Below are 13,970 nucleotides of genomic sequence, written 5' to 3'. Positions count from 1 at the left end.
ATGCGCCTCGCCGCCACCGCCGTCGGCTACCTCCTGCTGGGCCTGGTGCGCCTGCTCACCGGCGCGCAAGCGCGCTGGTACGGCGCGCCGCCCAAGGCCGAGCAGCGCATCTACTTCGCCAACCACCAAAGCCACGCCGACCTGGTGCTGATCTGGGCCGCGCTGCCCAAGGAACTGCGCGGCATCACGCGGCCCATCGCCGCCAAGGACTACTGGACCGCCTCGCCGCTCAAGCGCTGGATCACCACCGAAGTGTTCAACGCCGTCTACGTGGAACGCGAACGAAAGGGCGACGAGGACCCGCTGGCGCCGCTGATCGCCGCCCTGGAGAGCGGCGACTCGCTCATCCTCTTCCCCGAGGGCACGCGCGGTTTCGAGGAAGACCCGCAGCCCTTCAAAAGCGGCCTGTACAACCTGGCCATGAAGTTCCCCGAGGTGGTGCTCGTGCCCACCTGGATCCACAACGTGCAGCGCGTGATGCCCAAGGGCGAGGTGGTGCCCGTGCCCGTGCTGTGCACCGTGACCTTCGGCGAACCCGTGAAGCCCGGCGCCGACGAGCCGCGCGCCGACTTCCTGGCGCGCGCGCGCCTCGCCGTCATGGCGCTGAGGGACGTCTGATGACCGGCTTCCTGCGCGGCCTTACCTCCGACCAGCAGGTCGGTCTGCTGTTCCTCGTGGTGTTCGGCCTGCTGGCCCTGGCCACCGTCGCGGGGGTGCTGCTCTCGCTGCGCGAGCGCCGCGCGCATGGCGACGACCCCGCGCTGGCCCGCCGCCGCCACGACAACGCCGACCTGCTGCGCATCTCCTGGCTGATGGCCGTGGTGTTCTGGATCGGCTGGGTGATGGGCCGCGGTCCGTCCATCGCCCTGTTCGGCGTGCTCTCCTTCTTCGCCCTGCGCGAGTTCATCAGCCTGTCGCCCACGCGGCGCGGCGACCACCGCAGCCTGGTGCTGGCCTTCTTCGTGGTGCTGCCGGCCCAGTACGCGCTGGTGTGGAACGCGCAATTCAACCTGTTCACGGTCTTCATCCCTGTGTACGTATTCCTGGCCCTGCCGGTGGTGAGCGCGCTGCGCGGCGACCCGCAGCGCTTCCTGGAGCGAAGCGCCAAACTCCAGTGGGGCATCATGGTCTGCGTCTACGGCCTCAGCCACGTGCCCGCGCTGATGCTGTTGCAGTTCCCGCGCTGGCTGGGCAACAACGCCTTCCTGGTCTTCTTCCTGGTGCTGGTGGTGCAAACCTGCATGCTGGTGCAGCACCTCGCCGCGCGCGGCCGCCAGCGCCCGGTGGCGCCGGCCATCAGCGCCAGCTTCCACTGGGCCAGCTGGGGCTGGGGCCTGCTGGCCGGCGGCCTGCTGGGCGCGCTGCTGGCGGGCTTCACGCCCTTCAAGCCCCTGCCGGCCCTGGCCATGGCCCTGGTGGCCTGCGTCGCGGGCTCGCTGGGCCACCTGGTGATGAAGGCCATCAAGCGCGACCGTGGCGTGACGAACTGGGGCGGCGAGCGCCGCTCGGTCACCGGCGCGGCCGGCCTGCTCGACCGCGTCGACGCGCTGTGCTTCGCGGCGCCGGTGTTCTTCCATTCGGTCCGCTGGACCTTCGGGCTGTGAGCCCGCGCCACGACCGCCCATGAGAATCCTCGGCATCGACCCCGGCCTGCAGTGCACCGGTTTCGGCGTCATCGACACCGAAGGCCCGCGCCTGGCCTACGTGGCCAGCGGCACCATCCAGACCAGCCCGAAGGATGGCGCCCTGCTGCCCGAGCGGCTGAAGGTGCTGTTCGACGGCATCACCGAGGTGACCCGCCGCTACCAGCCCGAGGTGGCGGTGTGCGAGATCGTGTTCGTCAACGTGAACCCGCAGGCCACGCTGCTGCTGGGCCAGGCGCGCGGCGCCTGCCTCACCGCCCTGGTCGCCAATGGCCTGGGCGTGGCCGAATACACCGCGCTGCAGCTCAAGAAGGCCGTGGCCGGCCATGGCCGCGCCACCAAGGAGCAGATGCAGGAAATGGTGAAACGCCTGCTGCAGCTGCCCGGTCTGCCCGGCAAGGACGCGGCGGACGCCCTGGGCCTGGCGATCACGCACGCCCAGGTGGCGCGCACCCAGGCCGCCATCGAACGCGTGGCGCCGCTGCGCGCGCGCACGCACGCGGCGTACAAGGGTGGGCGCAACTACTAGCCGCGGGCCTTGAGGCGATCAAGGCGATCGGTCAGTACCGCGTCTCCAGAAAATCGCCGCCCGGCATGTCGAACCGGGAGATGCCGCCACCGGGTCGCTCGATATCCCAGCCGAACAACACCCCATCGGGCTTGAGGCGGAACTTCAGACGAAGCGCGCCGCCCTGGGCGCGGATGTCGCGCAGGACTTCATCGGGGATGCGGGCGGCGACAGGGATGGTGTGGTCACCAAGGATGGTGCCGCCATACCAGGTCGCGTGGCTGTAGTCATAGCGCCCATCCTTTCGCCATACCGCACGGACCGCTGTCGGTGCCCGAGTACCACCAAGCGCCATGATTTCGCGAGTGCGTCGACTCACCAGCGACTTGGCATAAACCACGTGCTCCCTGTCGTCGTAAAAAACAACGCCCTCCATCTGCGCGCCGGGCACCGCGTCAACCACCAGCACGAGCGCAATGCCACGCAGGCGCTGCTGTTGATCGATACCCGAGCCACCGATCCCACTCGCAGGTACCGTGCAACCCGCGCTACAGGCGCACCAGCCCAGCAGCGCGAGCAACTGACGCCTAGCGGGGTGACTCCTTGCCGTGTCATTCATCGTCATTGCACCTCCATGTCGATGCCGTAGCCATTGGCATTGAGCCAATCCAGATAGCCCTGCATGTCCACTGTCCCCGTGACGAACTGCTGCCTGCGCGGATCGTCGACCGGCAGGTAATGGATGAAGGACTGCGTGTCCGCCCAGCTCATCCCTTCGGTGAAAGGCATCTCGCGTTGACCAGCGCGCGCTCCGTTGCGGTAGCGCACCTGCCTGTCTTCCGATCCTGGAGCCGGCGTACCGGTCTGGATGCTGTCGCTTTTGTCGTGGATAACCGGGTTGGTCACGATGCTATGAAGTTCATCGGGGTCGGCCATGTTGACACCGGCCGCCTTGGCTTGATCCAGCATCCAGACTAGGGCCACCTGAGCCAATTGATTCTCGTCCTCCCCGAAACCACCCCCAATGTCGGCTTGCGCGCCAATAAAGCCGCGCTCGGTGCGCGTCTGGCCTTCTAACGGCGCGGGACTCGCCATGCCCGGCAAGATGGACTCCAGCGGAAAAGCCCCCACAGACCCATAGGGATGAGAGATGTCGCCTCGGTACTCATTCAATGCCACCGCATGGGCCACATAAGAGAACTCGGTTGGAATGCCCAGCTGATAGGCGTGGCCACTCCAGTTCGTGCTCAGCACCGTGTCGAACAACCCCATGAATCGGAAATTGACCTTCTGGCAGCGCGCTTCCTGCGCGCCGTCGCTGCCGGTCACCGTGTAGCGGTAGAAACCGTCGTGGGTGGCGCCCACGATCTGGTTGGCGAAGTCGCGCGCCTGGGCGGCCCCGCGGCTGAAACCGACGATGTCGATCTCCATGGCCTCGTCGTCCTTGGTTGCGAGATCCGCTTCGTCGTTGAAGTACTGGAGCATGCGGTCGATGCGAGCGGGCCCCGTGGTGTTGACGGCATCGTCCAGCCCGGGGGCAATGATGTCGCCGTACTGTGGATCACGATGCAAGGTCCCCACGCCACTGACATAGCGAGCCGCACCGTCCTGGTACAACTGACGAAACTGCCACACGTTGGTCAACGAACTGCCCCGCGCCCGCAGCCAGGCCTCGTCGTTGGTGTTGTCGGTTCCATCAAACGCAAACAACACCAACCCCAGCGGATCGGCAAACCCCAGCGGGTTGTTGTCCGCATAGGCATAGGCATTGAGACCACCCGCCAACCCCAGCGGATCGGGGCTGAGGTAGCGCCCGGCCTGGGGGTCGTAGTAGCGCTGGTCGTTGTAGTACAGGCCGGTTTCTTCGTCTTCCCATTGCCCGGGCAGGCGCAGGTCCAGCCGCAGGCCGCGCGCGTTGCCGGGCGGCTCCTGGTCCGTGGCCGTCTTGAGGAACCCGCCGGACTGCGACGCCAGGCGCTGTCCGAAGGGCGCGTAGTCCGCCGCCCAGGTGGTGTGGCCGCGCTCGTCGGTGGCCGCCACGGGCGCGCCCAGGTGGTTCACGTGCACGTAGTGGACGCTCGGCGCGGCGCCGCTCAAGCGTTCCCAGGCGGTTTGCGCCGTGCGCCACAGCGACCCGAACACGCCTTCGGCCGGTGCGCGCAGCGCCAGGGGCTGCGGCGGGTCGATCACCGCCAGCAGTTGGTCACCGAGCCACACGTACTGCCGCGTGAGCCGCCCCTGGGCGTCGAGTTCGGCGGTGCGGTGGCGCTGCCCGTCGTAGAGGTAGTGCTGTTGCGCACGGCCTTGCTTGGCGATGCGCTGGCCCCGGTGGTTGTAGCGGTAGCGGGTGGTGATGCCCTCTTGCGTGACGCTCGCCAGCCGCCCCAGGCTGTCCCACGCGTAGCGCCGACCGCCGTCTTGCAGCACCCGGCCGGCCGCGTCCAGCACCGGGCCGCGAAGCCGGTTGCTGTCGGGCGCGTAGGCGAGTTGGTAGGTGGCCGTTGGGCCCTGCGCCGCTTGCGACTGCGCGAGCAGGCGGTTGCCCAGGCTGTCGTGGTGGTAGCGCCAGACGGCCAGGGACTGCTCGGCGTCCACGCCCACACCCTTGTTCCGGGCGATGCCCGTGCGCAGGGCCTGCGCCAGTTGGTCCTGCGCGTCGTAGGCCAGCACCGTCTGTGCGGGCTGAGCCGCGGCGCTGTCGGCGAACTGGCTTTGCATCAGGACGTTGCCCGCCGCGTCGTACCGCAGGCGGCTGTCCCACAGCGCGGGCGCCTCGTCCGGTGCCGCCCCGTACACCACGCGCACCAGCACGCCCTCGCGGCTGCGCTGCCAGCGCCCCTCGATGCCGTTGCCGTAGCGCAGATGCGTGAGGCCGACAAGGTCGCGTTGCAGCCCCTGCGCCAAGGTCATGCGTCCCCAGCCGAAAGGCGCCCAGGACGGGCCCGTCTGCCGATGCAGCGCGACGACCTGCCCCTGGCCGTTGCGCTCGAACTGCAGCTCGCTGCCGTCGGGCAGGCTTTGCGCGGCGAGCCGGCCCCAGGCGTCGTAGCGGTAGCGCGTGGTGTTCTGCACCCGCCGGCCATCGTTGAGGCGCAGCGCGATGCTGGCCGTGCCGAGGCGGCCCTGGTCGTCGTAGGTGTAGCACTCCGTCTGCTCCGGCCCCTGGATCTCGACCAGGCGGGTGCCTTCGTAGAGGTAGCGCACCGTCTGCGGCGCATGCCCACTGTCCGCCTGGGCCGCGGATGGCGCCGTCGCGCTGCGGCGCACCAGCCGCCCGAGCGCGTCGTAGGCGAAGTCGACAGCGCCGCCATCGGCCTGCAGCACCCGCACGAGTCGGTCCGCCGCATCGAAGCGGCGCAGCTCGCGGCCGCTGTCGGGGTTGTCGACGAGCACCTCACGGCCGAAATCGTCGAGCAAGCGCCGGTGGGTCGCGCGGCGCACCACGCGCCGGCCATCGTGGGCTTCGGCGTCGAGGCGGCGCCAGTGCCCTCGGCCATCGCTGGCATAGCGCAAAACCAATGGCTTGCCGGTGTGGGCCGACCGCACGGTGCGCAGTCCCTCGGTGTCGCGCTCGTAGCGGGTCCAGCGGCCCAGTGGATTGATGGTGGCGATCAAACGCCCGACCTCGTCACGCACCAGTTCGCGGAGACCACCGGTGTGGTCGTCCACGCGCAGCAACCGTCCCTGGGCATCGCGGCCGTAACGCTCTTGCTGGTCGATGCCGGCACCGACGACACGCGAGCGGAGCAGATGGCCTTCGGTGTCGTAGCTCGCCAGGCGCAGCACGCCGAGCGCATCGGCTTGCCACAGCAGCCGCCCGGCGGCGTCGAAGGCCTGTCGTGTCTGCGGGACATCTCGCTCACCGATGCGCCGAAAGCTCTCGATGGGCAGGCCGTTGGCGTCGTAGCGCAAGCGCTGCTGCGACAACACCACTTCGCCGCGCCGCCGCGTCAGCGAAATCAGATCGCCTCCCGGGGCGTAGGTGGGGATGTCGGTGACACCGTCGGGACCGGTGAATTGTGCGATGCGGCCGCTGTCTGGGTCGGTGGTGATGCTTGTCCTCAAGCCACCGGGGGAGATGAAGGCCGTGAGGTGGTCACCGCGCGCGTCCCACTCCAGGCGGGTGATGTCGGCATCGACGGTGCCGTTCAACGCGCTGTTTGATGCACTGTTCGACGCGCCGTCGGGCAGCGGCCCGTCGATGCTCTGCAGAACGCTGCGGCCGTTCACCGTTGCGTAGCGGTAGGCCCTGGTGCGGGCGATGGGCACACCCTGCGCGGCGGCAAGGCCCTGTTCGTCCACGGGACTGAAGCCTTCTTCGGTGACCTCGACAGGCTGCATCGCGGCGTTGTAGGCAATGCGGGTGGTGTGCTCCTTGCCCGGGACCACGCTGGGAATGGCGATGAGCACGGGCCTCGGGCTGGGCAGCGCCTGCGGATCGCTCACATCGACGGGCGCGTATTCGTAGCGCACACGCGGTTGGGGCGCCTGTGCCTTGCCGTTGCGGTAGGTGATGGTGCTGACCTTGACCGGACGGCCGTAGGCGTCGCGTTCGGTGCGGGTACTGCGCAGGGGGTGGCCCTTCTCGTCGAGGGTGGTCTCTTCGATGAGCCGACCCACGCGGTCGTAGCCGTAGCGCCGGTTGCCCGGAGTACAACTCGCGCAGCCGGGCCCGATGGCTTGCAGCAGGCGCGGCTCGCCGGCGATGGTGGTGCTGGTGTAGACGGTCCTCTGGCCCAGGCTGTTGGCGAGCACGGTGGTGCGCTGCCCGTGCTCGGTGGGCCCGTGTTGCAGGCTCACCTGATCCTGGCCCGTGGCGACCGCCGTGCCAGTCGTACCAGTCGTGCTCGAAGGGCGTTCGCCCTTGAAGCTGAGCACGGCGCGGCGCTCTTCGTCGTAGGCCCAGGTGTTTAGGCGCTCGTTGCGGGCTTGGCCATGGCGGCTCAGCCGCTGTGCGCTGATGCCGGTGAGCAGCGTCGGAAAGCGCGGGTCTTCGTAGTGGTAGCGGCGGCTGCGCATCTCCGAGGCCGCGCCACCTTCACTCGGCGCCTGCGCCGGATAGATGACCTGGCTGAGGTTGGCGATGGGCTCGCTGGGCCTGGCGCTGGAGCCCTCGGGCAGTTGCCCGCCGTGTTCATAAACAAACCGCCCCACGGGCGTGTCGATGCCCTGCACGCCGCGGTAGCGCTGCGGGTCCTGGGCGCTGGCCTTGTCCAGCACATGCAGGCGCAGGCGCCGCCCGGCGGGGTCGATCACTTCGCTGAGCCAGCCACGCCCGTCGTAGCGCAGGCTGAGGAATTCGCCGCTGGGCGCGCGGATCTGCTCCAGCTGGCCCCGGGTGTTGAAGCGCAGCTGGCGCCCGTCGGCCCAGCGCCAGAGGTACTCGCTGCCGCGCGGCGTGTGCAGTCGGTGCACCAGGCCTTGCAGCGGGTTCAGGCCACGGTAGAGATCGCCTTGGCCCTGGCCTGGGCCTTGGCGTTCGTCTGGAGGCAGGGCGAAGGCGATGCGCGTGCCATCGGCCTGCACGACTTCCAGCGTGCCCGCCAGCGCACCGGTGCCCACGCGCAGCGTGGTCTCGTAGCTCAGGCGCCAGCCGCGCCCGAGCAGGTGGCGCTCGGTGTCGGCGCTGTTGTAGTAGCGGATGAGTTCCAGGCCGAGCACGCCGGGCAGCGCGGGCATGTCCACCTCGCGCTGGAACTTGTTGCCGCCCAGCACATTGAGGGGGTTGCCCGCACCGCTGTCCACGCCCGAGGTGTTGCCCAGGGTGGCCGCGCCCGCCCCGCCGCAGGGGCTGCCGGTGCTGGGGGCACCGGCGCAGCAGCTCACGCTGGGGTCGCAGGCGGCCGATGCGCCAAGCCCCGTGAGCAGCAGCGCCAGACCCAGCAGGCCAGACAGCCACCTTGCACCGCTACGCGCGGCCTTCAGCACCACGCGGTGGTGATTCCAGTTCATGCACTGCCTCCCCGATGCGATCCGAAACGCCCGTGCCACGGCACGAGCGCGCGATCACATCAGCCGGCGGCACGGGGCGTCGGCGTTGCCGGCAGGGCTTGAAGCAAAGCTCAGAACCGACGCGGGTTCCGTCCCCCACCGGGGGGATCAGGCGCCGGGCAGCAAGGCCTGGACCTCACCCAGCGTGCCGGCCTCGTGCAGGGGTTTGTCCTCGCGCACGCGCAGCATGCGCGGGAAGCGCAGCGCCACGCCGCTCTTGTGGCGCTTGCTGCGCGCGATGCCTTCGAAGGCCAGCTCCACCACCAGCGTCGGGCGCACGCTGCGCACGGGGCCGAAGTGCTCCAGCGTGGTCTCGCGGATCACGGCGTCCACGGCCTGGAACTCGGCGTCGCTCAGCCCCGAATAGGCCTTGGTGAAGGACACCAGCTGCAGGCCTTGCGGGTTGGCCGGTCGGCGATCGGCGATCGCGTCCACCACCGCCTGCGCCTCGGCCGGATCGCGCGGCGTGCGGTTCCAGACGGCGAAGCTGTAGTCGGTGTAGACCGAGGCGCGCCGCCCGTGGCCGGCCTGGGCGTAGATCAGCACGCCGTCCACCGTGAACGGGTCGATCTTCCATTTCCACCAGGCCAGCCGCTCGCCCTCGCCCGAGCGCTTCACGCGCCCGGTGCCGTAGGCGCCGTCGCGGTGCTTGAGCATCAGGCCCTCGACGCCGAGTTCACGCGAACGCGCGCGCCAGGCGGCCAGCGTGGCCCAGTCGGCCGCGCCGAGCAGCGGCGAGCAGGGCAGCGGCGGGGCGCAGGCCCGCGCCAGGGCCTGCAGGGCGGCGCGGCGCGCGTGCTGGGGTTGCCCGCGCAGGTCCTGTCCGCCGCGCTCCAGCAGGTCGTGGGCGATGAAGCCCACGGGCGCATCGGCCAGCACGCGGGCCGTGAGCGTCTTGCGCGCGATGCGCTGCTGCAGCGTGGCGAAGGGCGCGGGCCGGCCCGGCGTCTCGAAGCCCGGCAGGGGCGCGGCCAGCGCGTCCCAGGCCACGATCTCGCCGTCGACCACCGTGCCGTCGGGCCAGGCCGCGGCCAGGCGCTCCAGCTCGGGAAAGCGCTCGGTCATCAGCTCCTCGCCGCGCGACCAGACCCAGGCGCGGCCCGCGCGCTTGACGATCTGGCCGCGGATGCCGTCGAACTTCCACTCGGCGAACCAGTCGCCCACCTCGCCCAGCGTGGCCTCGGGCGCCCCCGCGAGCGCGGACGCCAGGAAGAAGGGGTAGGGCTGGCTCGGGTCGCGTGCGGCCGCCCCTTCGCCCTCGGCCGGCGCCACGATGGCGCGCCAGGCCTCGGCCGTGGGCGCGCGCTGGCCGCTGGTGTAGCCCATCATGCGCGCCGCCACGAGCTTGGGGTCCAGGCCCGCGAACTCGGCCACGGCGCGCTGCGCCAGCAGCTGGCTCACGCCGACGCGGAAACCACCCCCCACCAGCTTGACGAAGAGGAAGCGGCCCAGGCTGTCGAGCTCGGCCCACCAGCCCAGCACCGCGGCCGCCACCGTGGCCTCGTCGGCGCCGCGCAGCGGCAGCAGCCGCTGGGTCATCCAGCCGTGAAGGCCGAGCTCGGCGCCCCCCTCGGCCGGCGCGGGCAGCACCAGGGCGATGGTCTCGGCGAGGTCGCCCACGGACTGGTAGCTCTCCTCGAACAGCCATTCGGGCAGGCCCGAGGCCCGCAGCGCCAGCGCGCGCAGCTGAGCGGTGCGGATGAGTTGGCGCGGCTTGCCGCCCGCGAGGAAGTACACCGCCCAGGCCGCGTCCTCGTCGGGCGCTTCGCGCAGGTAACGCACCAGGGCGGCCACCTTGGCGTGGGTGGCGGTGCTGGCGTCGAGTTCGGCGAACAGCGCGCCGAAGCGCTTCATGCGGCGGACTCCGCCCCGGCGGCGGGCGGATCGTCGGCGCCGTCGCCGTACTCGGTCTTGAAGCCTTCGGCCCGCAGGCCCTGCTCCTGTAGGTAACGCACCAGGGTGGGCACGCTGCCGTGGGTGACGATCACGCGCCCGGCGCCGGTCGCGCCGATGGCCGAGAGCAGGCCGGGCCAGTCGGCGTGGTCGCTGATGACGAAACCGCGGTCATGGCCCAGGCGGCGGCGCCAGCCGCGGATCTGCATCCAGCCGCTGGCGAAGGCGTCGCTGGTGTCACCGAAGCGGCGTATCCAGGGCGAGGACAGGGCGCTGCCCGGGCACAGCACCAGGGCGCGGCGCAGGTCCGCCGGGTCGTGCGTTCCCTCCGCCGCGAGCGTGGCCGGCAGGTCCACGCCCGCCGCGCGGTAGGCTCGGTTGAGCGGCTCCACCGAGCCGTGGCAGACGATGGGGCCGATGGACGGGTCCACCCCCGCCAGCAGGCGCTGCGCCTTGCCCAGGCTGTAGCAGCTGATCACGCTGGCGCGCCCGACGGCCGCGTTGTCGGCCCACCAGTGGTTGAGTTCGGCGAACAGCTCGTGGTCGGGACGCCAGCGGTAGATGGGCAGGCCGAAGGTGGACTCGGTGATGAAGGTGTCGCAGCGCACCGGCTCGAACGGCGCGCAGGTGCGATCGGGCACGCCGTGGGCGGGCGTGGGCCGGTAGTCCCCGCTGGCCACCCACACCTGGCCCTGGTGTTCCAGGCGCACCTGGGCCGAGCCCAGCACGTGGCCCGCCGGGTGCAGGCTGATGCGCACGCCCCGGTGCGTGACCACCTCGCCGTAGTCCATCGGCTGCAGGGGGATGCCCTCCCCCAGCCGCGCGCGCAGCAGCCCGGCGCCGGGCGCGGCCGCGAGGTAGTGGCGGTGCCCGGTGCGCGCGTGGTCGGCGTGCGCGTGCGTGATCACCGCGCGGTCGACGCGGCGCCAGGGGTCGATGAAAAAATCGCCCGGCGGGCAGTACAGGCCCTCGGGGCGCTGGACGATCAGGTCCTGCATATCAGGGACGTGGGGGCGGCCACCGCCTCCTCAATAGCGGTGGCCGGTGAGAAACAGCACCGTGCGCATGATGCCGAAGGCGATGCGGTCGAGGATGCGCTGGCCCCAGGGCCGGCTGTTGAGCGCCTCCGCATGGATGGGTGTGCTGCGGTGGCAGACGATGTGATCCAGGTGCGCGCGCAGCAGCGCCGCGAAGCGCCGGTCGGTGCTCATGACGTTGGCCTCGCGCGCCAGCAGCAGCGACAGCGGGTCCAGGTTGGTGGAGCCCACCGTGGCCCAGCGCTCGTCCACCACGGCCACCTTGGCGTGCAGCGCGCTGGGCGCGTACTCGCAGACCTCCAGGCCCGCGTTCACCAGGCGCTTGAGCGCGGGCCGCGCGGCGCGGTACTGCAGGAAATGCTCGTAGCGCCCCTGCAGCAGCAGGCGCACCCGCACGCCGCGCCCGACGGCCATCAGCAGGGCCTTGCGCAGCCGGCGCCCGGGAATGAAGTAGGCGTTGACGATGAGCACCTCCTGGCGCGCCTCGCCGATGGCCTTGAGGTAGGCGCGCTCGATGTCGTGGCGGTGCGCCACGTTGTCGCGCAGCAGCAGCGCGGCGCGCGCATCGTCCACGCCCATCAGCGCGCTGCCGGTGTCTTCCTCGCCGCCGGGCGCCAGGCCCCGCGCGCGCGTTTCCAGCTTGCGCAGCAGCTTGGAGAAATCGCCCGAGGCGCTCGAGCCGCGCAGCGCCTGCCAGGCGGCCGAGAACTCGCGCTGGCGCGCGGCCCGCACGGCCTGCAGGCGCCACCAGAGCTGCTCCATGGTCTCCGTCATGTCCTGCACCAGCGGCCCGGCCACGCGCAGCGAATAGTCCAGCCGGGGTTCGTCGAGCCGGCCCAGCGACACGTCGTCGCGGTCGTCGATGATGTTGACGCCGCCGCAAAAACCCACCGTGCCGTCCACCACGCAGAGCTTTCGGTGCAGGCGGCGCCACAGGCGGGGGAACAGCAGGCCCAGCCGGCCCAGGGGCGAGTAGATGCGCCATTGCACGCCGGCGGCGCCGAAGCGCCGGCGCCATTCTTCGGGAATCGACGGCGTGCCCACGCCGTCGACCACCAGGCGCACCGCCACGCCGCGCCGCGCCGCGCGCTCCAGCGCCTCGGCCACCTGCAAGGCCGAGCCCGCGAACTCGAAGATGTAGGTCTCCAGGTGCACCACCTGGCGTGCCGCGTCCATGGCCTCGGCCAGCGCGGGGAAGAGCTCGTCGCCGCCCACCAGCAGCACGAGCTGGTGCCCATCCTTCATCGTCGCGTGCAGGCGTTTCACGGGAATTCGAGGTCGGCGATGATCGGCAAGTGGTCCGACATGCGGCGCCAGGCGCGCCCATGCGGCACGTGGGCCGAGACCGGGCGCAGGCCGCGAAAAAAGATGCGGTCCAGGTGCAGCAGCGGCAGCCGCGCCGGGAAGGTGGGCAGGCGGATGCCCTCGAAGGTGTGCAGGTCCAGCGCGGCCATGGGTTTGAGCAGCTGCGCGCTCCAGTCGTTGAAGTCGCCCGCCACCACCAGCGGCGCGCCGGCGGGAACCTCGCGGGCGATGAACTGGCCCAGGCGCTGCACCTGCCGTTCGCGGCTGGCGTGCACCAGGCCCAGGTGCACCACCACCACGTGCAGCTCCAGGCCATCGACCAGCAGGTGCACGTGCAGCAGGCCGCGCTGCTCGAAGCGGTGGTCGGAGACGTCGGAATGCCCCACGCCCACCACCGGCCAGCGCGACAGCAGGGCGTTGCCGTGTTCGCCGTGGCGCGTGATGGCGTTGCTGCGGTAGACGGCCTCGTAGCCCTCGGGCGAGAGGTAGCCGGCCTGGTCCATTTCGGGCCAGCGGGTGAAGTAGCGTTCCAGCTTGCGGTGGTGGCTGCGCACCTCCTGCAGGCAGACGATGTCGGCGTCGAACTGTTCGACCGCGTGCACCAGGTTGTGGATTTCGAGCCGGCGCGCCGGGCCCAGGCCCTGAACGCCCTTGTGGATGTTGTAGGTCGCTACGCGCACCATGCTCATGGCGCACATGATCGCACGGGCCAAGGGCCCCGCGCGGGCGCACGCGCGGGGCGTGCGCGGCCGGACGGCATGGCCCTACGGCCTCGGCGCCCCGCCCAGCCGCGGCAGCCAGCCGATGGCCTCGGCATTGGAAGGAGAGAAGCAGCGCTGCGCCGCCTCGCACCACGGCAGCCAGACCTGGTCGCGGTGCTCGCGCGGGCTCAGCCGCACCGGCGCGGCGCGTGGCACACACAGGCCGAACACGCGCTCCGTGTTGTGCGTGACACCCGGCGCGTAGCGGTGCCGCCACTGCGGGTAGATCTCGTAGACATTCTCCAGGCCCCAGTCGCGCAGGGCGTGCCCCGGCGCGGCGGCGTTCAGACCGGTCTCTTCCCTCACCTCGCGCGCGGCGGTGAGCTCGAAGGGTTCCTCGGGCCTGTCCTTGGCGCCGGTCACGGACTGCCAGAACCCCGGCGCATCGGCGCGCTCGATCAGCAGCACCTCGAAAGCCGGGGTGTGGATGACCACCAGCACCGACTGCGGGACCTTGAAGGCCCGCGCCGGCTCAGCGCTCACGGCGGGCCGCGCCGAAGCGCTGCCACAGGCGCCACAGGGACAGCGCGCGCAGCGGCAGCGAGACCAGCCGGCTGGGGCGGCGCGCCACCCACAGCCCGGCCACGGCGGCCAGGGGCAGGGTCAGCTGGGGCGGCCAGCCGCGCAGCCACCGCCAGGCGTCCTGCACCCGGTCGGCCCAGCCGAACACGGGGCGCAGGGACTCGGCCTGCATCCCGGCGCGCACGCGCAGCGTGCGGGAGCGCCGGCGCAGCGACAGGTGGCGCTGCCTGAGCTGTTCGGCGCGCGGAAGGCTCATCGGATCGCCTCCGCGCCACGCGCTGCGGTGCAAGCCCCTTCGGGCGGCCGGGCG

11 protein-coding genes are annotated in these 13,970 nt (G+C 71.0%); 3 read left to right on the top strand and 8 right to left on the bottom strand.

The features are described from left to right. From JNX00_RS05275 to ruvC, 3 genes are read left to right on the top strand one after another with little or no spacing between them, the layout of a single operon-like run. On the top strand, positions 1-618 hold the full coding sequence (locus tag JNX00_RS05275; protein ID WP_204744309.1) for a lysophospholipid acyltransferase family protein: 618 nt from the start codon (positions 1-3) through the stop codon (positions 616-618). Beyond that, positions 618-1,604 (top strand): phosphatidate cytidylyltransferase, encoded by a 987-nt coding sequence (locus tag JNX00_RS05270; protein ID WP_070399076.1) that lies wholly within the window; start codon positions 618-620, stop codon positions 1,602-1,604. Before JNX00_RS05275 ends, JNX00_RS05270 begins: the two co-directional genes overlap by 1 nt. 19 nt (positions 1,605-1,623) lie before the next feature. Further along, positions 1,624-2,172, top strand: coding sequence for a crossover junction endodeoxyribonuclease RuvC (ruvC, locus tag JNX00_RS05265; RefSeq protein WP_070399077.1), 549 nt, complete (start codon positions 1,624-1,626; stop codon positions 2,170-2,172). 31 nt (positions 2,173-2,203) lie between these two features. Here ruvC and JNX00_RS05260 read toward each other — a convergent pair whose 3' ends face one another. The 8 genes from JNX00_RS05260 to JNX00_RS05225 form a co-directional block, all read right to left on the bottom strand. Next, on the bottom strand, positions 2,204-2,776 hold the full coding sequence (locus JNX00_RS05260; RefSeq protein WP_204744308.1) for a hypothetical protein: 573 nt from the start codon (positions 2,774-2,776) through the stop codon (positions 2,204-2,206). Beyond that, positions 2,773-8,103 (bottom strand): RHS repeat-associated core domain-containing protein, encoded by a 5,331-nt coding sequence (locus tag JNX00_RS05255; RefSeq protein ID WP_204744307.1) that lies wholly within the window; start codon positions 8,101-8,103, stop codon positions 2,773-2,775. The genes JNX00_RS05260 and JNX00_RS05255 overlap by 4 nt, the downstream gene beginning before the upstream one ends. Before the next feature lie 147 nt (positions 8,104-8,250). Then, a complete protein-coding gene (locus JNX00_RS05250; RefSeq protein WP_204744306.1) occupies positions 8,251-9,996 on the bottom strand; it encodes an ATP-dependent DNA ligase in 1,746 nt (581 codons plus the stop codon). Then, positions 9,993-11,033, bottom strand: coding sequence for a ligase-associated DNA damage response exonuclease (locus JNX00_RS05245; protein ID WP_204744305.1), 1,041 nt, complete (start codon positions 11,031-11,033; stop codon positions 9,993-9,995). Before JNX00_RS05245 ends, JNX00_RS05250 begins: the two co-directional genes overlap by 4 nt. A 30-nt stretch (positions 11,034-11,063) precedes the next feature. Further along, a complete protein-coding gene (gene clsB / locus JNX00_RS05240; RefSeq protein WP_204745000.1) occupies positions 11,064-12,317 on the bottom strand; it encodes a cardiolipin synthase ClsB in 1,254 nt (417 codons plus the stop codon). Positions 12,318-12,334: 17 nt separating this feature from the next. Beyond that, positions 12,335-13,075: an endonuclease/exonuclease/phosphatase family protein gene (locus JNX00_RS05235; RefSeq protein ID WP_070399083.1), complete on the bottom strand. Its 741-nt coding sequence runs from the start codon at positions 13,073-13,075 to the stop codon at positions 12,335-12,337. Positions 13,076-13,141: 66 nt separating this feature from the next. Next, positions 13,142-13,621 (bottom strand): dihydroneopterin triphosphate diphosphatase, encoded by a 480-nt coding sequence (gene nudB, locus JNX00_RS05230; RefSeq protein WP_204744304.1) that lies wholly within the window; start codon positions 13,619-13,621, stop codon positions 13,142-13,144. Next, positions 13,611-13,916 (bottom strand): hypothetical protein, encoded by a 306-nt coding sequence (locus JNX00_RS05225; RefSeq protein ID WP_070399085.1) that lies wholly within the window; start codon positions 13,914-13,916, stop codon positions 13,611-13,613. The genes nudB and JNX00_RS05225 overlap by 11 nt, the downstream gene beginning before the upstream one ends. Positions 13,917-13,970 lie beyond the last annotated feature (54 nt).

Source organism: Hydrogenophaga sp. YM1, assembly GCF_016903055.1.
Lineage (GTDB): Bacteria > Pseudomonadota > Gammaproteobacteria > Burkholderiales > Burkholderiaceae_C > Hydrogenophaga > Hydrogenophaga borbori.
This window is presented reverse-complemented; position numbering and strand designations above follow the sequence as displayed.

Bases quoted from the DNA above. Each gene is read 5' to 3' on its own strand.
- JNX00_RS05275 (WP_204744309.1), top strand. From the start codon at position 1: ATGCGCCTCGCCGCCACCGCCGTCGGCTACCTCCTGCTGGGCCTGGTG.
- JNX00_RS05270 (WP_070399076.1), top strand. From the start codon at position 618: ATGACCGGCTTCCTGCGCGGCCTTACCTCCGACCAGCAGGTCGGTCTG.
- ruvC (WP_070399077.1), top strand. From the start codon at position 1,624: ATGAGAATCCTCGGCATCGACCCCGGCCTGCAGTGCACCGGTTTCGGC.
- JNX00_RS05260 (WP_204744308.1), bottom strand. From the start codon at position 2,776: ATGACGATGAATGACACGGCAAGGAGTCACCCCGCTAGGCGTCAGTTG.
- JNX00_RS05255 (WP_204744307.1), bottom strand. From the start codon at position 8,103: ATGAACTGGAATCACCACCGCGTGGTGCTGAAGGCCGCGCGTAGCGGT.
- JNX00_RS05250 (WP_204744306.1), bottom strand. From the start codon at position 9,996: ATGAAGCGCTTCGGCGCGCTGTTCGCCGAACTCGACGCCAGCACCGCC.
- JNX00_RS05245 (WP_204744305.1), bottom strand. From the start codon at position 11,033: ATGCAGGACCTGATCGTCCAGCGCCCCGAGGGCCTGTACTGCCCGCCG.
- clsB (WP_204745000.1), bottom strand. From the start codon at position 12,317: ATGAAGGATGGGCACCAGCTCGTGCTGCTGGTGGGCGGCGACGAGCTC.
- JNX00_RS05235 (WP_070399083.1), bottom strand. From the start codon at position 13,075: ATGTGCGCCATGAGCATGGTGCGCGTAGCGACCTACAACATCCACAAG.
- JNX00_RS05225 (WP_070399085.1), bottom strand. From the start codon at position 13,916: ATGAGCCTTCCGCGCGCCGAACAGCTCAGGCAGCGCCACCTGTCGCTG.